The following is a 24,122-nucleotide window of genomic DNA, read 5'->3' as shown; positions in this document are numbered from 1 at the left end:
CTATCTCAGTTATGTTACGTTTATGCTTCCGCCGACGGACGTCGGCCTGTGGTAGCCGATAACAAGAGATACCGCCTTGATGAAAGGCATTTTGGGACATAAAAACCGGGGATGATCCGTGTGGCCTTCGCGCCCTACGGGAGAATCGCTTTATGGATAGTCAGGTTAATCAATAACAATAATGACCACACAATTACGCTCACCCGAGCTGCTGCCTCTGAAAATCATCGCCACCGGGGCCGCGTTGCCGCCTAACCGCGTGGCGTCCTCTGCGCTCGACGCTCGGCTGGGGAAACCGGCCGGCTACGTTGAAAAACGCTCGGGCATCGTTTACCGCTATCACGCCGCCGACGATGCCAGCCAGGCCGAACTCGCCGCTGCCGCGCTGCAAGATGCGCTGGCTCGCCACGCCATTCCGGCGGACTCGATCGATCTGCTGATCTCTGCCTCGGCGATTTCGGTGCAGGCGCTGCCGTGCACCGCCGCGCACATTCTCAAGGTGGCGGGGCTGGCGCCGGGCACGCCGGGCTTCGACATCAACAGCAGCTGCGTCAGTTTTATCTCTGCGCTGCAGGTGGCGGCAGGGCTGCTGAATGCCGGGACATATCGACGCATCGCCATCATCTCGGCGGATCTCGCTTCACGCGGCATCGACTGGCAGCACGAAGAGTCGTCGCTGATCTTCGGCGACGGCGCGGCCTGCGCCATTGTGGAGCGCGGCGACGGCGCCAGCGGCATCCTCGCCAGCCTGGTGGAAACCTACCCCGCCGGCAGCGAACTGTGCGAGATCCGCGCCGGCGGCACGCGTCGCAACCCGCGCGCCGGCATGTGTGAGCAAGACTTCCTGTTTCATATGCAGGGCAAGCCGCTGTTCCGCCAGGCCTCGGCGCTGATTGAGGGTTATCTCGATCGGCTGTTGAGCGCCAGCGGCCTGACCCTGGCGCAGATCGCCACCGTGGTGCCGCATCAGGCCAGCCATCTGTCGCTCGAACATATGCGCAAACGGCTGCACGTCTCCAGCGAGGCGCTGGTCGATATCTACCGCCATCATGGTAATCAGGTGGCGGCGTCTATCCCGACGGCGCTGCATGCCGCCGTGACCACCGGGCGCTTCAATCCCGGTCAGCCGGTGATGCTGATCGGCACCGCCGCCGGGCTGGCGCTGGCCGGCATGGTGTTGCTGCCATGAGGGTGCTGGTCACCGGGGCGACCAGCGGGCTGGGACGCAACGCGGCGCAGTGGTTGCTGGAGGCCGGACATCAGGTGCGCGCCACCGGCCGCGATGAACGGGCCGGCGCAACGCTGCGTCAGCTGGGCGCCGAGTTTTGCGCGCTCGATCTGGCGCAGGCCACGCCGCAGCAGTGTCGGGAGCTGGTGACCGACTGCGAATGGGTCTGGCACTGCGCGGCCAAGTCTTCGCCCTGGGGCGGCAAAGCGGAGTTTCACCGCATCAACGCCGTGGCGACGGAGAAGCTGGCGGAGGCGGCCGGGCGCTGCGGCGTGCGGCGCTTCGTGCATATCTCCACGCCGGCAATCTACTTCGATTTTCAGCCGCATTACGATCTTGACGAGGGTTACCGCGCCCGGCGCTTCGCCAATCACTATGCCGCCAGCAAGTATGCGGCCGAACAACGCCTGTTGGTGCAGGCGAAGATCTATCCGCAAACCACCTACATTTTGCTGCGGCCGCGCGGCCTGTTTGGCCCGCACGATCGGGTGATCGTGCCGCGGCTGTTGCAGCAGCTCGAACGCGAGCGCGGGGTATTGAGATTGCCCGGCGGCGGACAAGCGCTGCTGGATCTGACCTTCGCCCCCAACGTGGTGCACGCGATGGATCTGGCCAGCCGGCAGCGCGGATTGCCGTCCGGCGCCGTGTACAACATCACCAACCACCAACCGCAGCGGCTGGCGGAGATGCTGGATGCGTTGCTGCGTCAGGAGCTGGGGCTAAGTTACCGGCTGCAGGCCGTGTCCTATCCGCTGCTGCATACGCTGGCCGGCGGCATGGAGCTGTGGGCGGCGCTGAGCGGCAAGGAACCGCTGTTGACGCGCTACAGCGTGGCGGCGGTACATTTTGACATGACGCTGAGCCAGACCCGTGCGATCGAAGAGCTGGGTTACCGGCCGCGTTATTCGATGGAAGAGGGCATTCGTCTGACCGGCGAGTGGCTGCGGCGGCAAGGAGGCGGACAGCATGGCTAAGGTCACCGTGTTTGAAGTGGGCTATTGCACGCATATCGGCTGCATGGCGCTGCGCGGCGCCGGATTCCGGGTGTGCAAATTCCCGGCGCGCGCCTATCTGCTGGAGGTGGGGGAGCGCCGCTGGCTGTGGGATACCGGCTACGCGCGTTATTTTCAGCAGCACACACAGTCGGGGCTGTTCAGCCTTTACCGCCGCATGACGCCGGTCTATTTCGATCCGGCCGAGTCGTTGGCGCATCAGCTGCGCGAAGCCGGTTACGCCGAGGGGATATTCAGGCGCTGATCGTCTCGCATTTTCACGCCGATCACATCGCCGGGCTGCAGGATTTCAGCCAACTCGACTTTATTTGCTCCGGCGAGGGTTGGCAGCAAACCCGTGGGCTGCGCGGTTTCGCGGCGCTGAAGCGCGCCTTTATTCCCGGCCTGATCCCGGCGGATTTCGAGAGCCGTCTGCAGTTTATGGAGTCTTTTCCTGCGGTGGCGTTGCCCGCGCTGTTGGCGCCGTTCGATCGCGGTTACGCGCTGCCGGGCAGTGAAGGGCAGATCGTGCTGGTGCCGTTGCCGGGGCATGCGGCCGGCCATATCGGCGCCTTTATTCTCACCGACGCCGGCTGGACGCTGCTGGCCAGCGACGCCGCCTGGTCGCCGCAGAGCTACCAGACGCTGCGCGGGCCTTCGCGCCTGGCCAATCTGGTGATGGACGACGCGGCGGCTTACACCCGCACCCTGGAGCGGCTCAACCAGCTGTGGGCGGGCGGTCAGGTCAACATTTTGCTGTGCCACGAGGGGGACCTGTGATCCCCTTCATGACCCTTTGGCACTATTTCCGCGCCAGGCGCCTGCGCTTTGGCGATCGTGCGGCGCTGGAGGCGCATCAGGCCCGACAGCTTGAGGGGTTTGCCCACCGGGTGCTGAGCAAGAGTCCCTATTTTCAAGGCTTCAGCCGCCGGCCGTTCGCCGAATGGCCGCAGATGGACAAGGCGCTGATGATGGCGCAGTTCGACCGCATGAACACCGCCGGGCTGCGGCGCGATGCGGTGCTGGCCTGCGCGCAGCGCAGCGAGGCGGATCGCGATTTCACGCCGAAGATCGGGCGCTACAGCGTCGGATTGTCGTCCGGCACTTCCGGGCAGCGCGGCGTGTTTGTCGTCAGCCCGCGGGAACAGCAGGTGTGGGCCGGCGGCATGTTGGCGAAAATGCTGCCGGACGGGCTGTCGGCGGGCGAGCGCGTCGCGCTGTTTCTGCGCGCGGACAATAATCTCTATCACAGCGTGAACAACCGTTGGCTGAGCCTGGCGTTTTACGATTTGCTCGCGCCGTTCAGCGGCCATTTGCCGGCATTGGAACGGCAGGCGCCCAGCATCATCGTGGCCCCGGCGCAGGTGCTGCGCGCATTGGCGTTGGCGGTGCTGGCCGGGCAGGTGACGCTGTCGGTCAAAAAAGTGATCTCGGTCGCCGAGGTGCTTGAAGAACAGGATCGCCGCCTGCTGCTGCAGGTGTTTCCGGCGGTCGGCGAAGTGTATCAGGCTACCGAGGGGTTCCTCGCCGCCACCTGCGCGCACGGCACCTTGCACCTGAACGAGGAGTTTTTGCATATCGAGCCGCAGTGGATCGACGAACTGCGCTTCACGCCGCTGATCACCGACTTTACCCGCAGTACGCAGCCGATCGTGCGCTATCGGCTGGACGATGTATTGGTGCTGCGCAAGGAACCCTGCCCATGCGGGCAACCGACGCGGGCGATAGCCCGTATCGAGGGGCGGCGCGACGATCAGCTGATGCTGCCCGATGCGCAGCGGCAACCGCAGGCGGTGTTCGCCGATGCCTGTAGCCGAACGATCGCCAATGCGTTGCCGCTGACCAGCGATTACCGCCTGATCCAGCATGGCGAACGGCGGTTGGAGCTGATTGCCGATTGTAGCCCGGCGGCGTTGGCGCACTGTAAGGCGCAGCTGATGGCGCTGTTCGCTCGTCAGGGCATCGCCACCGATCGCCTCGAATGGCGGTTGACGGCGCAAGCGGTGCTGCCGCAGTTCGATCGCAAGCGGCGGCGCATCGTGCGCCGGGCGGAGGAGGCATGAAAAGCGCACTGTTCAGGCTATGGCACATGCTGCTGGGATGGGGCACGGTCGGCGTGGTGTATAGCCTGACTGATCGCCTGCAGGGTGCGGGAACCCTGTTGCCGCCGTCGGCGCTTGATCGGGCGATCCCGTTCAGCCCCACGGCCATCTGGCTCTATCTGTCGTTCTTCCTCATCGTCCCGGCGGGCTATCTGCTGGCGCCGCTGCCGCGGATCAAATGGCTGACGCTGGCGATGCAGCTGACCGCGCTGGGCGCCGGGGCGGTTTATCTGCTGTGGCCGACCACCATGGCCTATCCGCAGAACGATGGCGTCGGGATCAGCGCGCAACTGCTGGCGGCGTTAACCCGGGTGGACTCGCCGCAAAACTGCCTGCCTTCGTTGCATATGGCGCTGACGGTGCTGGCGGTGTGGGCGCTGAGCGACGGCGAGCGCAAAGTGCGCACGGCGCTGTGGATGCTGTGGGGCGTGGCGATCGCGTTCTCGATTCTGCAACTGCGTCGGCATTTGTTTGTCGATTTGGCCGGCGGCGCGCTGCTGGCGCTGTTCGCCGGCTGGCTGGCCCTGCGCATGAAAACCCTGCGCAGGCGCGTCGTTAAAGGAGAAATGGGATGAGCGATCTGGCATTGCCGATAGTGTTCATGCTGTTCATCGTGGTGGCCGAGGCGGTGGCGCTGCAGTGGGGGCGTCGCGAGCCGGTCAACTGGCACGATCTGGTGTTCAACCTGAATTCCGGCCATATCATGCTGTGGCTGTTCCGCGGGTTGGAGATCACCTGCTACGGCTACGTGGCCGCGCATTTCAGCCTGGGGCTGCTGGATGCCTGGCCGCCGCTGCTGATGTGGCTGTTCGCCCTGCTGGCGTGGGACTTCGGTTTCTACTGGCTGCACCGTCTGCACCATCGTTTCCGCCTGCTGTGGGCGGTGCACGTGGTGCACCATCAGGGCGAGCACTTTAATCTGTCGCTGGGGGTGCGCAACTCCTGGTATTCGTCGCTGACGTCGATCCCGTTCTTTTTGCTGCTGGCGCTGGCGGGGGTGCCGCTGTCGGTGTTCGTTGCGGTCTCTATTTTTCATTACAGCATTCAGCTGTTTAACCACAATGCGCTGACGCCGAAGCTCGGCGTGCTGGAAAAAATCCTGGTCACGCCGGCGCATCACCGGGTGCATCACGTCAAGGACATGGCGTATTCCAATAAGAACTTCGGCGGCAGCTTTATCTTCTGGGACAAGCTGTTCGGCACCTTTTGCCCGGCATTGCCGAGCACGCCGTTCAGCTATGGCGTCGGCGGCGACAGGCCGTCCGCCAACCCATTCTGGGCGAGCAATCTGCCGTTCCTGCGCTATTTGCGCCTGGCATGGCGCCCGGCGCCGGGCCGGCCACGCGACCGCCGTTCGGCGCTCAGCGTTTTCAGCGGCGCCATGCTGTTGTTCTCGCTGGTGGTCGGTTACGTCTACCAATACGGTTACGGCTATAGCGACATCAGCTGGCCGCAAATGGCGCTGTTGGCGCTGCTGGCGTTGGGATCGGTGGCGCTGGGCGGCATGACGGAAGGGCGGCGGTGGGCGAGCGCCGTCTGGCTGCTGATCGCGCTGGGCATGCCGCTGCTGTTTATCGGCTATCTCGGTTGGCCGCAGCGCTATTGGCATATCGCCATGGCCGCCGTGGCGTTGCATGCCCTGTGCGTCGCGTTGGGCTGGGGAAGAGTAGCCGCACCGGCCGCCGTGGAGGAACCGCATGGCTGAATCATTGCCGCCGCTGCGTTTTCCCGCCGATGGCGAACAGGCCTTCCACCGCGATCTTAAGCGCGCGGCACACGCCTGTCTGGCGGGCGATCATCGCTATGCCGATGCCGCGCGATTGGCCAAGGCCGCGCTGTTGCTGGCGTTGTGCGTCGGGTTTTACGCGCTGAGCCTGCTGCAGCATCAGCCCTGGGCGTTTTTCCTCTGCTATTTCCTGTTCGTGACCATGGGCATGCTGCTCAATGTCAACGTAAACCACGATGCTTCGCATAACGCTTTCCTGCGTGCGCCCTGGGCCAATCGGCTGGTGGGGCGGTTGGTGACGCTGCCGCTGGGCGTCGATCCGGACTACTGGCGCACGCGGCATGTGGATTACCACCACGTTTACGCCAACGTCGAACATTACGATCTGGATACCGAAGAGAACGGCTTTTTCCGCCAGACACCGTTCCAGCGCTGGCGGCCCCATATGCGCTATCAGCATCTGTACTGGCCGCTGATCGCCGCGCTCTCGCTGCCCTATATCGCCTGGATTTTCGATTGGTCCGATCGGCTCGATAAAACGCCGCTGCGGGAAAAACGCGTGCTGGCGGGGCGCGGCGGTTGGGCGCTGTTCGTGCTGTGCAAGCTCGCGCATCTGGCGCTGGTGCTGGTGGCGCCGCTGGTCGTGGGCCACTTGCACGGCATCGGCTGGGGCTGGGTGTTGCTGGCTTACGCGCTCAGCCAGATGTGCGCCTCGCTGCTGGTGGTGTTCTTGCTGCTGGGCACCCATTGGGCGCAGGCCGAGTTTTACCCGGCGCCGACGGGCGACAGCATGCCGCAAGGCTGGTATCGGCACAATTTCGCCACCGCCTGCGACTGGCAGCCCGAACCGCGCTGGCTGGAGCATCTGACCGGCGGGCTAAACTATCACCTGACCCATCACCTGTTTCCCGGCTGGAATCATCGCCACTATCCGGCCCTGGCCGCCGCGGTGGCGGAGGTCGCGCAGCGGCACGGCATGGCGTACCGCTGCATTGGCTATCGTGAACTGCTGGCGCAACAACAGCGCTTCTTGCGGCGGATGGGGCAGCCATGAAACCGCTGCGTCCGTTAGCCTATCGGCGCGACGACAATGGGTTGCACCGCGCGCTGATGCAGGCTGCACAGCATTATCTGGCGGCCAACGGCGATCACCGCTTCGCCGACGGCGGCATGCTGGCGAAGGTTGCGCTGCTGCTGGCGCTGTGCGGCCTGTGTTACGGGTTGAGCCTGCAGCAGCAAAACGGTTGGGCGTTTTTCGCTTGTTATTTCGGCTTTATCTTTATCGGCATGTTCCTGACGGTGAACGTGGTGCACGACGCCTCGCACAACGCGTTTTTCCGCCACCCCTGGGCCAACCGCTGGCTGAACGCACTGGTGAGCGTGCCGCTGGGGCTGGATCCCGACTGCTGGCGCGTGCGCCACGTGCTGTTTCACCATGCCCATAACAATATCGAACATTACGACCCCGATATCGACGCCAATGGCGTGCTGCGGCAAACGCCGTTCCAGCGCTGGCGACCCTTTATGCGCGCGCAGCGTTACTATTGGCCGTTGGTGGCGGCGCTGACTTTTCCGTACTACATCTGGCTGTTCGATTGGTTGGACAGGGCGGGCCGCACCCGCGTGGCGGCGCGCATGGCGCAGCAGGGCGTACGCGGCTGGATCGGGTTTCTGGCGGGGAAGGCGGCGCACCTGCTGCTGGCGCTGGCGATCCCATGTTGGCTGTTGCCGCCGGCTATCGGCATCGGGCAAATTCTGCTGGTCTATTTGCTGAGCCAGATGCTTTCTTCATTGCTGTTCGTGATGTTGATCATCGGCACCCACTGGGCCAAGGCCAACTTTTATCAGGCGCCGGCGCAGGGCGCGATGCCGCACGGTTGGTATCACCATGTGTTCGCCACCACGTTCGACTGGCAGACTCGGCCGCGCTGGCTGGGTTATTGGCTGGGCGGGGCGAACCTGCATTTGACGCATCATCTGTTTCCGCACTGGAGCCACCGCCATTACCCGGCGCTCAGCCGCATCATCGGCGAGGTGGCGCCGCGCTTCGGCATCGACTACCGCCTGCTGGAGCTGGAGGAGCTGTTGCGTCTGCAGCAACGCTTCCTCAGCGCGATGGGCCGCAAGCCGCACTAGCGTTGCATGCGAATTGTGCGAGGCGTTACGCAGTTCACTAATTGAACGATATTTGCCCTTCCAGTAGACTTTCCCTCTGTGAATCAACGGCCACAGGAGGTGGACTATGCGCAGCTTGCCGATTCGGTTATCGAACAAAATTGATGATGATCTGAACGATATCGCCCGGCGTCACGGGATGGAAAAAACCGAGGTAATCAAAATGGCGTTTGCACTGATTACCCTTGCCGATAAGTACTGGATGAAACAGGATGGTACTTCTCTTGGCATTGTACGGGAGAAGGGTGAACAGCTTGAAGCGGTGGGGCGGGTCGTGGAGATCTTCCCATGAACATCGAAAGCCGTAATCTGCGCGATGAGGCCAGCCAGGTTTATCTGGAGCAGGTCTTGGTCTTCGACGAAATGGAGCGGCTGCGCCTGGCGCGCCAGGTGCTGTGCGGGATATTCGCGGTCAGCGTGGGCGTATTCGCCGCCCACGCGTATTGGGAGAAAAACGAAGCGCTGAATCAGGTGTTTGAGCTGGTGAAGATCGGCGCCTTGCCGCTGGTCACGCTGGTGGTCTCTTTTTACTTTCCCAACAGCGCATCCAGATAAGGCGTCACGTCAATGCGACTTCATGCCCGCCGCGGTCATCAGCAGGCGGAACAGCGAGGCAACCGCGAACAGCCCCAGCACGCTGGCGCTCCAGATGATCACCAGCCAACCGATGCGTTTCCACCAGGGCGCCGGAGCGGCGGCTGCCGTTTTATCTTGCATAGCGTCCTCCTTCCTCAGTGATAGCCGTGTTCATGGCTGATCTTGCCGCGGAACACGTAGTAGCTCCAGAAGGTGTAGACCAGAATGATTGGGATGATGAACAGCGCGCCGACCAGCATAAAGCCGAGGCTCTGCGGCGGCGCGGCGGCGTCCCACAGGCTGATGGCCGGCGGGATCAGGTGCGGCCAGATGCTGATGCCAAGCCCGCTCAGGCCGAGGAACACCAGCAGCAGCGTCAGCATGAACGGCGAGTAGTGCGCGCCGCGTTTCACCCCATGCCGGATCCCCCAGGCGCTGAGCAGCACCAGTACCGGCACCGGCAGCAGCCAGAACAGGTTCGGCAGCGTAAACCAGCGCGCGGCGATTTCGGGATGCGCGATCGGCGTCCAGATGCTGACCGCAGCCAGCACCAGCAGCAGGATCGCCAGCAGCGGCGTCGCCAGGTGATACATGCGCGCCTGCAGGTCACCGGCGGTTTTCATCACCAGCCAGGTACAGCCGAGCAGGGCGTAGGTCACCACCAGCCCCAGCCCGCAGAACAGCGCGAACGGCGTCAGCCAGTCCAGTGCGCCGCCGGCGTAGGTGCGGCCTTCTACCGGGAAGCCGTTGATCACGGCGCCCACCACCACACCCTGGCTGAAGGTGGCGAAGAGAGAGCCCCAGATGAACGCTTTATCCCAGATATGGCGCTTCTCCGGCGTCGCCTTGAAGCGAAACTCGAAGGCCACGCCGCGGAAAATCAGCCCGATCAGCATCAGCGTCAGCGGGATCGCCAGCGCGTCGAGGATCACCGAGTAGGCCAGCGGGAAGGCGCCGAACAGCGCCGCGCCGCCCAGCACCAGCCAGGTCTCATTGCCGTCCCACACCGGGGCGACGGTGTTCATCATCAGATCGCGGTCGCCGCTCGCCTTCACCCACGGAAACAGAATGCCGATGCCCAAATCGAAACCGTCCATCACCACGTACATCATGGTGCTGAACACGATGATGACAAACCAAATCAGCGGAAGATCGATACCCATGTTCAGCTCCTGTCGTCCAGAGTGTCGTTGACCGCGGACAGCGGACGCGCCGGGCGGCCCTCGGTATTGTCTTCTTGGTGTTCATGCGGCTGCGGCCCTTTGCGGATCAGGCGCATCATGTAGGAGTAGCCCACGCCGAACACCGAGCAGTAGACGATGATGAACGCCAGCAGGCTGATGCTCATGTGCAGATCGCCGTGCGCGGACACCGCATCCTTGGTGCGCAGCAGGCCGTACACCACCCACGGCTGGCGGCCTATCTCGGTGGTGAACCAGCCCGCCAGCAGCGCCAGCAGCCCGGAAGGGCCCATCCACAGGATGAAATACAGGAACGGACGCGACTGATAGAGCCCGCCGCGCCAGCGCAGCCACAGGCTCCACACCCCGGCCAGGATCATCAGCATGCCCAGCCCGACCATGATGCGGAACGACCAGAACACCACGGTGGAGTTGGGGCGATCTTCCGGCGGGAACGATTTGAGCGCCGGCACCTGCTCGGTCAGGCTGTGCGTCAGGATCAGGCTGCCGAGGTAGGGCACTTCCAGCTTGAAGCGGGTCTCTTCACGCTGCATGTCCGGCCAACCGACCAGGATCAGCGGCGTGGCTTCGCCCAGCGGGTTTTCCCAGTGGCCTTCGATGGCGGCGATCTTCGCCGGCTGATGTTTCAGCGTATTCAGGCCGTGCGCATCGCCGATCAGCGCCTGCACCGGCGCGACGATCAGCGCCATCCACATCGCCATCGACAGCATCTTGCGCATCGCCGGCGTGTCGCGGCCGCGCAGCAGATGCCAGGCGGCGGACGCGCCGACGAAGAACGCCGAGGAGAGGAAGGCGGCGGTGGACATGTGCAGCAGGCGGTACGGGAAGGACGGGTTGAAGATGACCTTCAGCCAGTCGACCGGCACCACCTGGCCATTGATGATCTCATGCCCCTGCGGGGTCTGCATCCAGCTGTTGGAGGCCAGGATCCAGAAGGTGGAGATCAGCGTGCCGAGCGCCACCATGCAGGTGGCGAAGAAGTGCAGGCCGGGGCCGACGCGGTTCCAGCCGAACAGCATCACGCCGAGGAAACCGGCTTCGAGGAAGAAGGCGGTCAGCACTTCATAAGTCAGCAGCGGCCCGGTAATGCTGCCGGCGAACTCGGAGAAGAAGCTCCAGTTGGTGCCGAACTGGTAAGCCATCACCAGCCCGGATACCACGCCCATGCCGAAGTTAACGGCGAAAATCTTTGACCAGAAGTGATAAAGCTCACGATAGGCTTCATTGTGCGTTTTCAACCATAATCCTTCCAGCACCGCCAGATAGCTGGCTAAACCGATGGTGATGGCGGGGAAAATGATATGGAAAGACACGGTGAAGGCGAACTGTATTCTGGCAAGTTCCAGTGCATCAAGACCCAGCATGGCGCCTCCTAGGGTTGAACATAAATTAACCTCTTGAGTATAGCTGTCATTTTTATGTGAAATGCTTGGCGTTAAGTTAAGCACGGAGTACAGTGCCTATAATAGTGACAGTTATTTTACTTTTTCATATAACAGTTAATGGTTATGACCCGATACGAGCAGCTTGCGCAGCAGATTAGAGAACAGATCCAGAACCGGGTGTGGCGGGCGGGCGACAAGCTGCCTTCGCTGCGCGAGAGCGGCAAACGCGCCGGATTGAGCCTGATGACGGTGGTGCAGTCTTATCAACTGCTGGAGAGCCAGGGGTGGATCGTCGCCCGGCCGCAGTCGGGCTACTATGTGGCGGCGCGCCCGCAGCCGCTGCCGCAGCCTTCGCGCGGCGAGAAACTGCTGCTGAGCGAACAGGTGGACATCAACGCCTTTATTTTCGATGTGCTGCAGGCCTGCAAGGATCCGGACATCGTCCCTTTCGGTTCGGCGTTTCCCGACGCCACGCTGTTCGCCCAGCCGAAGCTGGCGCGGGCGCTGAGCAGCGTAGCGCGCAAGTTCACGCCGCACAGTTCGCTGGTCAACCTGCCGCCGGGCAACGACGCGCTGCGACGGCACATTGCCCAACGCTATGCGCTGAGCGGCATGCAGGTCGCGCCGGACGAGATCGTTATCACCGCCGGGGCGATGGAGTCGCTCAGCCTCAGCCTGCAGGCGGTGACCCAACCGGGCGACTATGTGGCGATCGAGTCGCCGGCGTTTTACGGCGCGCTGCAGGCGCTGGAACGGCTGCGGCTGAAGGCGGTGGCGATCGCCACGCATCCGCAGGACGGTATCGATCTGGACGCGTTGCAGCAGGCGGTGGAGCAGTATCCGATCAAAGCCTGCTGGCTGATGACCCACTTCCAGAACCCGCAGGGCGCCACCCTGCCGGAGGCCAACAAGCAGCGTCTGGTGGCGCTGCTGCGCGAACGGCAGATCTCGCTGATCGAAGACGATGTCTACGGCGAGCTGTACTTCAGCGCCGAACGGCCGTTGCCGGCGAAGGCGCTCGACAGCGGCGGCCAGATCCTGCACTGCTCGTCATTTTCCAAATGTCTGGCGCCGGGCTTTCGCGTCGGCTGGGTGGCGGCGGGGCGTTATGCGCAACAGATCCAGCGTTTGCAGCTGATGAGCACCGTTTCCACCAGCGTGCCGACCCAGATGGCGCTGGCGGATTATCTGCTGCACGGCGGCTACGACACCCATCTGCGGCGGCTGCGCCGCCTGCTGGCCCAGCGCCAAAGCGCAATGCGTCAGGCGATCGCCCACCATTTTCCGCCGACGGTGAAAGTCAGTCAGCCCGACGGCGGGTATTTCCTGTGGCTGGAACTCGACCCGGCGCTGTCGTCGATGGAGCTGTACCGGCGCGCACTCGCACGGGGCATCAGCATCGCGCCGGGGCGCATGTTCACCACCGGCGACCATTTCAACCACTGCTTCCGTCTCAACGCCTCATTTGAATGGAATGACCGCTTTGAAGAGGCGATAAAAACCTTAGCTAAACTTATCCGGGGGCTGGCGGCGGCCGGCTGAATCGCGTTTTTCCCGCCGCTTCGCCCCAGAAAAATTCATAATGCTTTTTTCGGTAATGGAATGCCGGTTTCGTTGTTAGACAGCCCTCCGGCCGCCCATTACTCTGCGATAAATTTTGTCACATTTTTATCAACGGGTAGACGAGGGGCAGTGGGTGAGTGGAATAAAAAATAAGCTAAACAAACTGTTGCGCTATCGGCTGACGCCGCTGGCGTTGGTCTGCGCGCTGGGGCTGAGCGCCGGCGCGCAGGCGGAAACGCTGGCCGAAGGCATTACGCCGGCCAGCGACGCCGCTCGGGTGCCGGCCGCCGCCAAACTGCGCAAAGATACCGTCGTGGCGGGCATCTCGGAGCCGCAGGGGATTTTCAATCCGTATCTGTTCACCAACGGCTGGGACGAGAACGTGACCGACGTGATCTTCAGCCGGCTGATCGGCCTGGACAGCCAGGGCAAACCGGAAGGGCGCCTGGCGGAGTCCTGGCAGGTCAGCCCCGATAATCTGACCTACACCATCAAGCTGCGGCCGAATCTGGTCTACAGCGACGGCTCGCCGCTGAAGGCCGACGATATCGCCTTTACCCTGACGCTGCTGCATGACCCGGCCTATGACGGCGATACCGATATCACGCCGGCGCACATTCAGGGCGGCGCCGAGTATAAAAACGGCACCGCGGCCGGCATCAGCGGGCTGAAGGTGATCGACGATCGCACCATTCAGATCGTCACCACCCAACCGGGCGCGACCACGTTGCAACTGATTGGCGGGCCGGTATTGTCGCGGGCTTACTACGGCAAAGACTATCAGCGCGGCAAGCTCGACGGCGTGCGCGCCTTGAACGGCAAGCCGCTCGGCAACGGCCCCTACATTTACGACAAGTACGTGCCGGGGCAGGAAATCCGCTTCCACGCCAACCCGAACTTCTACCTCGGCCCGCCGCCGATGGCGCGCTTTATCTATCGCGTCACCAACCCGGCCACCAACTTCCAGCTGTTCCAGACCGGTGAGACCGACTACGACGCCTTTACCGCCAAGCCGGACGATATCGAACAGCTCAAGCTGCTCGGTTTCGCCAATATCAACCTTTACAGCTCGAGCGATTACAGCCGGGTTGATTTCAACCTCAGACGCCCGGCGCTGCAGGACAAGCGGGTGCGTCAGGCGCTGATCTACGGCCTCGATCGGCAAAAACTGATCGCCGTGGTGTACCAAGGGTACGGCAAGGTCGCCAACCAGCCGATTTCGCCGATCTCCTGGGCTTACGACGCCAACGGCATCAATCCTTACGCTTACGATCTCGATAAGGCCAAAAAGCTGTTGGACGAGGCAGGCTGGCAGGTGGGCGCTGACGGCATCCGGCAGAAAGACGGTAAAAAGCTGGAGCTGACGCTACTGGTGACCAAAAAGCTGATCAACGACGCGCTGGTGCCGATCGCCAAGGATAACTACCGCCGGCTCGGCGTGGTGCTGAAACCGCAGGTATTGGATTTCAACGCGCTGCTGGCGCAGCGCAAGGCGGGCAATTACGACCTGGCGTCTCTCAGCACCAGCACGCTGAACGATCCGCACGACGGCGTACGCGACTTCATCAGCCGCGAGAGCGAGACCGGCTACCACAACCCGCAGGTGGACGCGCTGATCGCCAAAGCCAATGCCACGCTGGATATCGCGCAGCGTAAGCCGCTGTACCATCAGCTGTATCAGGTGCTGGCGGACGATCCGCCGGTGATCCTGCTCGGCAACCGCGAAATCTTGAGCGCCAGCAGCGCGCGCGTCACCGGCTTTAAACCGGATATCTACAACGGACTGGTCGGCAGCCTGCCGAACGTCAAACCGGCGCCGTAACGCCCCGATGCCGCCGCGCCATTCCGGGCGGCGGCGATGGAATTCGCGATGAGAAATTTTATCCTGCGCCGTTTGTTGCAGACTATCCCGATGCTGTTGCTGGCTTCATTGCTGATTTTTTGCATCTTCGCCCTGGCGCCCGGCGACTTTATCGACGGCAATATCAACCTGACCGCGCAACGCGCCGCCGAGCTGCGGGCGCTGTATGGGTTGGATCAGCCCTTGTTCAGCCGTTACCTTCATTGGCTTGGCCGGCTGTTGCAGGGCGATCTCGGCTTCTCGCTGCAGTATCAGATCCCGGTCAGCACGCTGCTGAATCAATACATCTGGAACTCGTTCCTGCTGGCGGCGGTGGCGATGGTGCTGTATTGGGGCATCGCGCTGGCGGTGGGAGTGATCTCGGCGATGAAACCCTATTCGCTGTTCGATCATCTGATCACCGTGGCGGTGTTCGCCGCCATGTCGTTTCCGACGTTTTTCCTTTGCCTGTTGCTGATCAAATGGTTCGCCGTCGATCTGCACTGGTTGCCGGCGGGCGGCATGTTGCGCACCGGCAGCGAAGCGAGCGGGCTGGCCTGGGCGCTGGAGGTGGCGGCGCACCTGCTGTTGCCGGTGCTGGCGCTGGTGATGCTGCAGGCCGGCAGCCTGACGCGCTATTTTCGCGCCAGCATGCTGGAGGTGATCCGCATGGACTATATCCGCACCGCGCGCGCCAAAGGGCTCAGGGAGAAAACGGTGATCCTCAAACACGCGCTGCGCAATGCGCTGTTGCCGATCATTACCCTGCTGGGGTTCGAGCTGCCGGGATTGTTCTCCGGCGCGCTGATCACCGAAAAAATCTTCAACTGGCCGGGCGCCGGGCATATCCATATCGATTCGCTGGCGGCGCGCGATTATCCGGTATTGATGGGGTTCACGCTGTTTCTGGCGGCGCTGACCATTCTCGGCAATCTGCTGGCGGACATTCTGTACGCCTACGCCGATCCACGCATTCGCTTGAGGTAACACGATGTGGGTAACGCTGTTTTTCGGGCGCCGTCGCCGCTGGCGCGAGGCGCAGTTGCCGGCGCTGGCGCAGCTGTCTCCGCCGCCCGCCGCGCAGGCCTGGCGCCGTCTGCGCCGCCACCGACCGGCGATGATCTCGCTGGCGCTGCTGGTGCTGTTGGCGCTGCTGTGCCTGATTGGGCCGTCGCTGTCGCCGTGGCCTGACGACGCCGGCGATGTGCTGAACATCAATCAGGCGCCGAGCGGCGCGCATTGGTTGGGCACCGACTTTCTCGGCCGCGATATTTGCACCCGGCTGCTGCTGGCGGGGCGAATATCGCTGACCATCGGCCTGGTGTCGATGCTGCTGTCGGTGACGCTGGGTTATGTGCTGGGGGCGTTCGCCGGTTATCTGGGGGGCGTGGCGGATCGGTTGATCATGCGCTTCGCCGATCTGTTGATGACCATTCCCGGCCTGCCGCTGCTGATCATCATGGGGGCGATGCTGACCGAACTCGACGTGTCGCCGGACTACCGTATCTACATGGTGATGATCATGCTGAGCCTGCTGGGCTGGCCGTCGCTGGCGCGGCTGGTGCGCGGCCAGATCCTGTCGCTGCGCGAGCGGGATTTCATGTTGGCCACCGAAGTGCTGGGGCTCTCCACTCGGCGGCGCCTCTTCGGCCATCTATTGCCCAATACCGTGCCGATTTTGGTGGTGGTCGCCACCATGGCGGTGGCCAATGCCATCCTCAGCGAGTCGGCGTTGAGCTACCTTGGGCTGGGCGTGGTGCCGCCGACGCCGTCGTGGGGCAACATGATGGACGCCGCCAATAGCCTGATCGACTTTCAGCGCCGCCCCTGGCTGTGGATGCCGCCGGGGCTGGCGATCTTCGTCACCGTGGTGGCGATCAACATCTTGGGCGACGGCCTGCGGGACGCGCTCGATCCGAAAATGAGCGGGGTAAAACGATGAGTCAACCGCTGGTGGCGTTCGACCGGCTGTCGGTGTCGTTTCATGGCGAGCAGGGGCCGGTGCGGGCGGTGCAGCAGGTCAGTCTTGAACTGCAGGCAGGGCAAACGCTGGGGATCGTCGGCGAATCGGGCTGCGGCAAAAGCGTGACCGCCATGGCGCTGATGGGGCTGTTGCCGCAGCCGCTGGCGCAGATAGACGGCGGTGAGATTCGCTTTGAAGGGCAAAACCTGCTGTCGCTGCGGGCACCCAAGATGGCCGATTTGCGCGGCAACCGGCTGGCGATGATCTTTCAAGAGCCGATGAGCGCGCTGAATCCGGTGTTGACCCTTGGCGAACAGCTGGTGGAGCCGCTGATTCGCCACCTGACCCTGTCGCCGAAAGCGGCCTGGCGCCAGGCGATTCAACTCTTGACGGAAGTGGGGTTGGCGCGCGCGGAGGCGCTGATGCGCTGCTATCCGCATCAGCTTTCCGGCGGCATGCTGCAGCGCGTGATGATCGCCATGGCGATCGGGTGCCGGCCGGCGCTGCTGATCGCCGACGAACCGACTACGGCGCTCGACGTTACGGTGCAGGCGCAGATCCTGGCGTTGCTGCGTGAGCAGAGCCGGCGACACAACATGGCGATGATCTTGATCACCCACGATCTCGGGGTGATCGCCCAGATGGCCGATCGGCTGGCGGTGATGTACGCCGGGCGCGTCGTCGAGCAGGGAACGACCCGGGAAGTGCTGGACGAGCCGAGGCATCCCTATACGCAGGGGCTGATCGCTTCGCGGCCGGTGCCGGGGCAGCGGCGACGCCGCTTGTACTCCATTCCCGGTCAGGTGCCGGATCTGGCGCGGCTGCCGGAGCATTGCGCTTTCGCCGAGCGCTGCGCGCAGGCCTCCGCTCGCTGCCGCGACGGCATTCCGCCGCTGTACGGCTCCCGTCAGCGTCAGTCCGCCTGTTTTCTCAATGCCGGAGGGCATCCGTATGTCGACTGAACCTTTGGTGGAGGTAAAGGGGTTAAAGAAATATTTTCCGCTGCGCGACGGGCTGTTCGGGCGCACCACCGGCCAACTGAAGGCGGTGGACGACGTCAGCTTCAGCATTCGCAAGGGCCGCGTTTTCGGGCTGGTGGGTGAGTCCGGCAGCGGCAAAACCACCGTTGGCCGCACGCTGCTCGGCCTGCACGACAAAACCGCCGGCGAGGTGCTGTTCAAAGGGCAGGCGTTGGACGGCCTGAGCAAGGACGCGTTGCGCGCCCTGCGGCCGAAAATGCAGCTGGTGTTTCAGGATCCTTACAGCTCGCTGAATCCGCGTCTGCGCGTGGGCGACGCCATTGGGGAAGCGCTGTTGCAACACGGCCTGGCGAGCAAGGCGGAACTGCGCGAACGGGTGCTCGATACCCTGGCGATCTGCGGGTTGTCCTCACAGCATTATGGGCGGTTTCCGCATGAGTTTTCCGGCGGCCAGCGGCAGCGTATCGGCATTGCGCGCGCGTTGATCCTGCAACCGGAATTTATCGTCGCCGATGAGCCAATATCGGCGCTCGACGTGTCGATTCAGGCGCAGATCATCAATCTGTTTTCCGATTTACAGGAGCGGCAGGGGGTGACGCTGCTGTTTATCTCGCACGATCTCGGCGTGGTGGAGCATCTGTGCCAGGATGTGGCGGTGATGTATCTGGGGCAGATCGTTGAGAGCGCCGATCGCGATTCGCTGTTCCGCCAACCGCTGCATCCCTACACGCAGGCCTTGTTGGCGGCGGTGCCGACGCTGGATGCGCAACGCGCGCCGGCGTGGGGTGGCCGGCGGCGAGCCGCCGAACCCCGCCAACCCGCCGCGCGGCTGCCGTTTCCATCCCCGCTGCCCGCTGGCCACGGCGCAGTGCCGCGAACAGGCGCCGCAGCTGCGCAGCGTGGCGCCCGGTCATCAGGTGGCTTGCCACCTGGTCTGTTAGCGTCAGGACAGGTAGTGTTTCAACGCGCGCCCGGCCTGGTGGATCGCCGAATGCACCGCCGGGACGTGGGCGAGCGGGTTCAACAGGCCGTAGTCGTGGATTAGCCCGTTGTAGCGGGTGGAGGTGACCTCGACGCCGGCGGCGTCGAGCAGACGCGCGTAGGCTTCGCCCTCATCGCGCAGCACGTCCAGTTCGGCGGTCTGCACCAGCGCCGGCGGCAAGCCCCGCAGCTGTTCCGGCGTAGCGTTGAGCGGCGAGGCGTAGATGTCTTTGCGCTGCGCCTTATCGGGCGCATAGCTGTCCCAAAACCACTTCATCATATTGCGGGTCAGGAAATGGCCTTCGGCGAACTGATGATAGGAATCGGTATCAAAATGGGCGTGCGTAACGGGCCACAGCAGGATCTGGCAACGCAATGCCGGTAGGCCTTTCTCTTTGGCCATCAGGCTGACCACCGCCGCCATATTGCCGCCGACGCTGTTGCCGACCACCGCCAGCCGTGAACCGTCGACGTTGATTTTTTCGCCATATTCGGCCACCCATTCCGTGGCGGCGTAAGCCAGATTGATCGCCTGCGGATAGTGCGCTTCCGGTGAGCGGGGGTAGTTGACGAACACCGCCGCCGCGCCGGAGCTGTAAACCAGATCGCGCACCAGCCGTTCATGGGTGGGAAAATCGCCCAGCACCCAGCCGCCGCCGTGAAAGAACATGAATACCGGCAATGTCTCCTTGACCCTGGCCGGCCGCACCAGCTGCAGCAGAATATCCTGGCCCTCTACGTGAATGGTTTTCTCGCTGATCTCCACCTCGCGCAGCGGCACGTCTACGCTGCGCTGCGCCGCTTCCAAAACTCTGCGCGCCTCTTTGGGCTTCATTTGTTCCATAGGTTTACCGCCGGCGGCATTCAGCGTCTCGAGAAACGCGCGGATGTCGTGCTGGAGGAGAGGCCGGCTGAGATCGACGGTTCGTTTGGGCATGGTGACTCCTTGTGCGCAGAAGAAAAAGTGCGGTCAGAATCACAGTGTAGTCGTTGGCGCATAAAGCGGGAGCCACGGCCGGCGGCGATCGGCGCGGTTCGTTTTCCGGGGTGCTGCCGATGGAATAGGCGTTTCGTCGCCGCATTGCCCGATCCTGGCGCAGCGCTGCACCGGGTTGGGGCAAAAAGTGTGATGGCGAGCAAATCGGATGAAATTATTTTTGCGAGCGCGATCAGAAATCCTGAAGTTTTTCGCAATTGAATAGGATTTCGCGAGCAATGATGATTTTAGGCCTTATTTTTTAAATTATGCATTGCAAATGCATATAAAATGAATAAATATGCATTATAAGCCGTTGTTTTAACGTAAAAAATAGCAAAATCCGGCAAAAATCCCGTTTTGGCACGATAGCTGCTCTACACTCTTTATCAAACGACATGTATTTTAACTGCTCGTTAACATTTACTCCCCGCTCAGGGACCGGATAAGCGCCATAAATAGTGAAAAACCGATTTTATGTAACAGATTTGTTTCTAAATCAGCGGTGAGAGACAGCATTTTCTCCGCCGGGAAAGTCGGTTTTGAACAGCGGTTTTTTTTGCATTGTGGCGGCCTAGCCGGGCTTGCGCGGTCCTTACAGTCAAAATTCAGCCTTTGCTGAGATTATGAGGTCACTATGGAACAGCCAATCGCAGTTACCCGCCAGTCTTTCGATGACTGGATGGTCCCGGTTTATGCCCCTGCCGATTTTATTCTGGTGCGGGGTGAAGGATCGCAGGTGTGGGATCAACAGGGTAAGTCTTACATCGATTTCGCCGGCGGCATCGCGGTTAACGCGTTGGGCCATGCGCACCCGGCGGTCAAGGCGGCGCTGGTGGAGCAGGCGGGCAAACTGTGGCATCTGGGCAATGGCTATACCAACGAACCGGTGCTGCGCCTGGCCAAAAAACTGATCGACGCCACGTTCGCCGACAAGGTGTTTTTCTGTAACTCGGGCGCAGAAGCCAACGAAGCGGCGCTGAAACTGGCGCGCAAACATGCGCACGACCAGCACGGCGCCGGTAAAGATCAGATTGTGGCGTTCAACAACGCGTTCCACGGCCGTACGCTGTTTACCGTGTCCGCCGGCGGCCAGCCAAAATATTCGCAGGACTTTGCGCCGCTGCCGGGCGGTATCACCCATACGCCGTATAACGATCTGGCCGCAGCGGCCGAGCTTATCAACGATCGCACCTGCGCGGTGATCGTCGAGCCTATCCAGGGCGAAGGCGGCGTGCTGCCGGCGGAAGCCAGTTTCCTGCAGGGGCTGCGTGAACTGTGCGATCGCCATAACGCGCTGCTGATCTTCGACGAAGTGCAGACCGGCGTCGGCCGCACCGGCCACCTGTATGCCTATATGCAGTACGGCGTGGTGCCGGACGTGCTGACCACCGCGAAAGCGCTGGGCGGTGGCTTCCCGATCGGCGCCATGCTGACCACCGATGCGCTGGCGAAAACGCTGGGCGTCGGCACTCACGGCACCACTTACGGCGGCAACCCGCTGGCGACGGCGGTGGCGGGGGAAGTGTTCTCCATCATCAATACCCCGGAAGTGCTGGAAGGCGTCACGCAGCGCCACCAGTGGTTCATCGACGGGTTGAACGACATCAACCGTCAGTATCCGATCTTCGCCGAGATTCGCGGCGGCGGTTTGCTGATCGGCTGCCAACTGAAGAAAGACTATGCCGGCAAAGCGAAGCAGATCACCCAACTGGCCAACGAAGAAGGCGTTATCGCGCTGATCGCCGGCCCGGACGTGGTGCGTTTCACGCCGTCGCTGATCATCCCTGAGCAGGATGTGAAAGAGGGGCTGGCGCGATTCGCGCGCGCCGTGGCGCGCATTTGCAGCTAATCAGCGGGCTGCGCCTTCATCGGCGCAGCCTGATTCAGAAGAGGTTCGCATTATGATGATTATTCGCCCTATAGAGCGCCGCGATTTGGCGGATTTGCTGACGCTTGCCGGCAAATCCGGTATCGGTCTCACGTCGCTGCCGCAAAATGAAGATACCCTGTCGGCACGCATTGAGCGGGCGTTAAAAACCTGGCAAGGCGAACTTCCGCAAAGTGACCAGTGTTATTTGTTCGTGTTGGAAGACAGCGAGCGCCGGCAGGCGGTGGGGGTCTGCGCGATCGAAGTGGCCGTCGGCCTGGCGGAACCCTGGTACAGCTTCCGCGTCGGCACGCAGGTGCACGCTTCCAAACAGCTGAACGTCTATAAATCGGTGCCGACGCTGTTCCTCAGCAACGACCATACCGGGCATTCGGAACTGTGCACGCTGTTCCTCGATCCGGACTATCGTCACGGCGAGAACGGCAAGCTGCTGTCGAAGGTGCGTTTCCTGTTTATCGCCGCGTTCCGTGAACGCTTCTCCCGCCGTCTGATCGCCGAGATGCGCGGTTTCTCCGATGAAAACGGCCGTTCGCCGTTCTGGGAGAGCGTCGGCCACCGTTTCTTCTCCATCGAGTTCGCCAAGGCGGACTACCTGAGCGGCACCGGACAAAAAGCGTTTATCGCCGAACTGATGCCGAAACATCCGCTGTATGTCGATTTCCTGGCCGAAGACGCGCAGAAGGTGATCGGTGAAGTGCACCCGCAAACCCTGCCGGCGCGCCGCCTGCTGGAGGCGGAAGGCCTGAGTTATCAGGGCTACGTCGATATCTTCGACGGTGGCCCGACGCTGGAAGCCGAAATCGACCACATCCGTGCGGTGAAGCAGAGCCGCCTGGTCAAAGTGGTGCTGGATGACACGCCGATGCGCGCCGATGCGCCGGTCCATCTGGTCGCCAACGACAACTATCAGAATTACCGCGCACTGTTGGTCAATGCCGATCTGTATGACGACCGCCTGCATATCAACGCCGCCACCGCTGCGGCGCTCGGCGTCGAGCAGGGCAGCCCGGTGCGGGTACTCCCCCTTATTGCACAGGAGAAAGCATGATGTCCCATCCTGCACTGTTGATTAACGGCGTCTGGCGGCAGGGCCGCGGCGCGGGGTTCGGCAAGGCCGATCCGGTCGGCAATCAGCCGCTGTGGCGCGCCAACGCCGCCGACGCCGATGACGTCGCCGCCGCCTGCGAAGCCGCGCGCGCCGCATTCCCCGGCTGGGCGCGTACGCCGTTCGAGCAGCGTGAACAGCTGGTGAAACGCTTCGCCGCTTTGCTGGAAGAACATAAACAGTCGCTGGCGGAAACCATCAGCCGCGAGACCGGCAAACCGCGCTGGGAAACCCTGACCGAAATTCAGGCGATGATCGGCAAGGTGGGCATTTCACTGCAGGCCTATCAGGCGCGCACCGGCTTTAGCCAGACGGCGATGGCCGACGGCGCTTCGGTGCTGCGCCATCGCCCGCACGGCGTGCTGGCGGTGTTCGGGCCTTACAACTTCCCCGGCCATCTGCCGAACGGCCATATCGTGCCGGCGCTGCTGGCCGGAAACTGCGTGGTGTTCAAGCCGAGCGAGCTGACGCCGCTGACCGCCGAGGAGACCCTGAAGCTGTGGCTGAAGGCCGGTCTGCCGGACGGGGTGATCAATCTGGTGCAGGGTGGCCGGGAAACCGGCGAGGCGCTGGCCGCCAGTGCGGATATCGACGGCCTGTTGTTCACCGGCAGCGCCGGCACCGGTTACCACCTGCATCGCCAATTGGCGGGGCAGCCGGAGAAGATCCTGGCGCTGGAGATGGGCGGCAACAACGCGCTGATCGTCGATGGTTTCGAGGATCGCGACGCGGCGGTCAACCTGGCTATCCAGTCGGCGTTTATCTCCGCCGGCCAACGCTGCACCTGTTCACGCCGCATTTTGGTTAAGCAGGGGGCGGAAGGCGACGCCTTTATCGCGCGTTTGGTTCAGGTGGCGGGCGAGCTGCGCGTCGGCCGTTGGGATGCCGAACCGCAGCCGTTCATGGGCGGCGTAGTGTCGGCGGCCGCGGCGGAAAACATGCTGAAAGCGCAGCAGCGCTTGCTGGCGCTGGGCGGTAAATCGCTGCTGGCCATGCGTCTGCTGGAGCCGGGCAGTTCGCTGCTCAGCCCGGGCATCATCGAGCTGACCGGCGTGGCCGGTGTGCCGGACGAAGAGTACTTCGGGCCGTTGACCACGATCGTGCGTTACCGCGATTTCGACGAGGCCCTGCGGCTCGCCAACCAAACGCGCTACGGCCTGTCGGTGGGATTGGTCTCGCCGCAGCGTGAGCTGTTCGAGAGGCTGCTGCTGGAAGCGCGCGCCGGCATCGTCAACTGGAACAAGCCGTTGACCGGGGCGTCCAGCGCGGCGCCGTTCGGCGGCGTGGGGCTTCCGGCAACCATCGCCCAAGCGCCTTCTATGCGGCGGACTATTGCGCCTGGCCGATGGCGTCGCTGGAAAGCGAAAGCCTGTCGCTGCCGGCGACGCTCTCGCCGGGCTTGTCGTTCCGTTAATCGTCTGCGGCGGCGTCATGGCG

At 62.8% G+C, this 24,122-nt stretch carries 20 protein-coding genes and 3 pseudogenes; 19 read left to right on the top strand and 4 right to left on the bottom strand.

Annotated features, from left to right (window positions below; all coding sequences use genetic code 11):
- Nucleotides 1-181: 181 nt before the first annotated feature.
- From SERRSCBI_RS13620 to SERRSCBI_RS13575, 10 genes and pseudogenes are all read left to right on the top strand, one after another.
- The gene (locus SERRSCBI_RS13620; protein WP_042784778.1) at nt 182-1,189 is read left to right on the top strand and encodes a 3-oxoacyl-[acyl-carrier-protein] synthase III C-terminal domain-containing protein; all 1,008 of its coding nucleotides are present in this window, start codon (nt 182-184) and stop codon (nt 1,187-1,189) included.
- Nucleotides 1,186-2,202 carry an NAD(P)-dependent oxidoreductase gene (locus tag SERRSCBI_RS13615; protein ID WP_042784777.1) on the top strand — a complete coding sequence of 339 codons (1,017 nt, stop codon included), beginning with the start codon at nt 1,186-1,188 and terminating at the stop codon, nt 2,200-2,202. Before SERRSCBI_RS13620 ends, SERRSCBI_RS13615 begins: the two co-directional genes overlap by 4 nt.
- Nucleotides 2,195-3,000: pseudogene (locus SERRSCBI_RS13610) on the top strand (MBL fold metallo-hydrolase). Before SERRSCBI_RS13615 ends, SERRSCBI_RS13610 begins: the two are co-directional and overlap by 8 nt.
- Entirely contained in the window at nt 2,997-4,283 is a 1,287-nt protein-coding gene (locus tag SERRSCBI_RS13605) for a F390 synthetase-related protein (RefSeq protein WP_042784776.1), read from the top strand. Before SERRSCBI_RS13610 ends, SERRSCBI_RS13605 begins: the two are co-directional and overlap by 4 nt.
- Nucleotides 4,280-4,897 carry a phosphatase PAP2 family protein gene (locus tag SERRSCBI_RS13600; protein WP_033650909.1) on the top strand — a complete coding sequence of 206 codons (618 nt, stop codon included), beginning with the start codon at nt 4,280-4,282 and terminating at the stop codon, nt 4,895-4,897. The genes SERRSCBI_RS13605 and SERRSCBI_RS13600 overlap by 4 nt, the downstream gene beginning before the upstream one ends.
- A complete protein-coding gene (locus SERRSCBI_RS13595) occupies nt 4,894-6,027 on the top strand; it encodes a sterol desaturase family protein (RefSeq protein WP_042784774.1) in 1,134 nt (377 codons plus the stop codon). The genes SERRSCBI_RS13600 and SERRSCBI_RS13595 overlap by 4 nt, the downstream gene beginning before the upstream one ends.
- Nucleotides 6,020-7,102 (top strand): acyl-CoA desaturase, encoded by a 1,083-nt coding sequence (locus SERRSCBI_RS13590; RefSeq protein ID WP_033650911.1) that lies wholly within the window; start codon nt 6,020-6,022, stop codon nt 7,100-7,102. The genes SERRSCBI_RS13595 and SERRSCBI_RS13590 overlap by 8 nt, the downstream gene beginning before the upstream one ends.
- Nucleotides 7,099-8,184 (top strand): acyl-CoA desaturase, encoded by a 1,086-nt coding sequence (locus SERRSCBI_RS13585; RefSeq protein WP_042784773.1) that lies wholly within the window; start codon nt 7,099-7,101, stop codon nt 8,182-8,184. Before SERRSCBI_RS13590 ends, SERRSCBI_RS13585 begins: the two co-directional genes overlap by 4 nt.
- 106 nt (nt 8,185-8,290) lie before the next feature.
- Nucleotides 8,291-8,515, top strand: a complete 225-nt coding sequence (locus tag SERRSCBI_RS13580; protein WP_025303190.1) for a hypothetical protein — start codon at nt 8,291-8,293, stop codon at nt 8,513-8,515.
- Nucleotides 8,512-8,778 (top strand): hypothetical protein, encoded by a 267-nt coding sequence (locus tag SERRSCBI_RS13575; RefSeq protein ID WP_033643416.1) that lies wholly within the window; start codon nt 8,512-8,514, stop codon nt 8,776-8,778. The genes SERRSCBI_RS13580 and SERRSCBI_RS13575 overlap by 4 nt, the downstream gene beginning before the upstream one ends.
- Nucleotides 8,779-8,787: 9 nt before the next feature.
- Here SERRSCBI_RS13575 and SERRSCBI_RS24160 read toward each other — a convergent pair whose 3' ends face one another.
- From SERRSCBI_RS24160 to SERRSCBI_RS13565, 3 genes are read right to left on the bottom strand one after another with little or no spacing between them, the layout of a single operon-like run.
- A complete protein-coding gene (locus SERRSCBI_RS24160) occupies nt 8,788-8,940 on the bottom strand; it encodes a DUF2474 domain-containing protein (RefSeq protein WP_071845133.1) in 153 nt (50 codons plus the stop codon).
- A 14-nt stretch (nt 8,941-8,954) separates the two neighbouring features.
- Entirely contained in the window at nt 8,955-9,962 is a 1,008-nt protein-coding gene (gene cydB, locus SERRSCBI_RS13570; RefSeq protein WP_033650915.1) for a cytochrome d ubiquinol oxidase subunit II, read from the bottom strand.
- A gap of 2 nt (nt 9,963-9,964) precedes the next feature.
- Nucleotides 9,965-11,365 (bottom strand): cytochrome ubiquinol oxidase subunit I, encoded by a 1,401-nt coding sequence (locus tag SERRSCBI_RS13565; protein ID WP_042784772.1) that lies wholly within the window; start codon nt 11,363-11,365, stop codon nt 9,965-9,967.
- A gap of 144 nt (nt 11,366-11,509) precedes the next feature.
- Between SERRSCBI_RS13565 and SERRSCBI_RS13560 the strand changes: the two genes are divergently transcribed.
- From SERRSCBI_RS13560 to SERRSCBI_RS13535, 6 genes and pseudogenes are all read left to right on the top strand, one after another.
- The gene (locus tag SERRSCBI_RS13560; protein ID WP_042784770.1) at nt 11,510-12,928 is read left to right on the top strand and encodes a PLP-dependent aminotransferase family protein; all 1,419 of its coding nucleotides are present in this window, start codon (nt 11,510-11,512) and stop codon (nt 12,926-12,928) included.
- Between the two features lie 154 nt (nt 12,929-13,082).
- Nucleotides 13,083-14,771, top strand: a complete 1,689-nt coding sequence (locus tag SERRSCBI_RS13555; protein WP_042784769.1) for an ABC transporter substrate-binding protein — start codon at nt 13,083-13,085, stop codon at nt 14,769-14,771.
- A 48-nt stretch (nt 14,772-14,819) separates the two neighbouring features.
- A complete protein-coding gene (locus SERRSCBI_RS13550) occupies nt 14,820-15,776 on the top strand; it encodes an ABC transporter permease (RefSeq protein WP_004934604.1) in 957 nt (318 codons plus the stop codon).
- Between the two features lie 4 nt (nt 15,777-15,780).
- Nucleotides 15,781-16,731, top strand: a complete 951-nt coding sequence (opp4C, locus tag SERRSCBI_RS13545) for an oligopeptide ABC transporter permease (protein ID WP_042784767.1) — start codon at nt 15,781-15,783, stop codon at nt 16,729-16,731.
- The gene (locus SERRSCBI_RS13540) at nt 16,728-17,714 is read left to right on the top strand and encodes an ABC transporter ATP-binding protein (RefSeq protein ID WP_042784765.1); all 987 of its coding nucleotides are present in this window, start codon (nt 16,728-16,730) and stop codon (nt 17,712-17,714) included. The genes opp4C and SERRSCBI_RS13540 overlap by 4 nt, the downstream gene beginning before the upstream one ends.
- Nucleotides 17,704-18,673, top strand: a pseudogene (locus tag SERRSCBI_RS13535) (ABC transporter ATP-binding protein). The gene SERRSCBI_RS13540 and the pseudogene SERRSCBI_RS13535 overlap by 11 nt, the downstream one beginning before the upstream one ends.
- Nucleotides 18,674-18,675: 2 nt before the next feature.
- Here SERRSCBI_RS13535 and SERRSCBI_RS13530 read toward each other — a convergent pair.
- Nucleotides 18,676-19,650 carry an alpha/beta hydrolase gene (locus tag SERRSCBI_RS13530; protein WP_033643407.1) on the bottom strand — a complete coding sequence of 325 codons (975 nt, stop codon included), beginning with the start codon at nt 19,648-19,650 and terminating at the stop codon, nt 18,676-18,678.
- 676 nt (nt 19,651-20,326) lie between these two features.
- Here SERRSCBI_RS13530 and SERRSCBI_RS13525 point away from each other — a divergent pair.
- The 3 genes and pseudogenes from SERRSCBI_RS13525 to astD all read left to right on the top strand — a co-directional run bounded on the left by SERRSCBI_RS13525 (nt 20,327) and on the right by astD (nt 24,099).
- A complete protein-coding gene (locus SERRSCBI_RS13525) occupies nt 20,327-21,541 on the top strand; it encodes an aspartate aminotransferase family protein (RefSeq protein WP_042784764.1) in 1,215 nt (404 codons plus the stop codon).
- Nucleotides 21,542-21,593: 52 nt separating this feature from the next.
- Nucleotides 21,594-22,628: an arginine N-succinyltransferase gene (gene astA, locus SERRSCBI_RS13520; RefSeq protein ID WP_004934585.1), complete on the top strand. Its 1,035-nt coding sequence runs from the start codon at nt 21,594-21,596 to the stop codon at nt 22,626-22,628.
- Nucleotides 22,628-24,099 (top strand): annotated as a pseudogene (astD, locus tag SERRSCBI_RS13515) (succinylglutamate-semialdehyde dehydrogenase). Before astA ends, astD begins: the two are co-directional and overlap by 1 nt.
- The last annotated feature ends 23 nt before the right edge of the window (nt 24,100-24,122 follow it).

Source organism: Serratia sp. SCBI (assembly GCF_000747565.1).
Taxonomy (GTDB): Bacteria; Pseudomonadota; Gammaproteobacteria; order Enterobacterales; family Enterobacteriaceae; genus Serratia; species Serratia ureilytica.
This window is presented reverse-complemented; position numbering and strand designations above follow the sequence as displayed.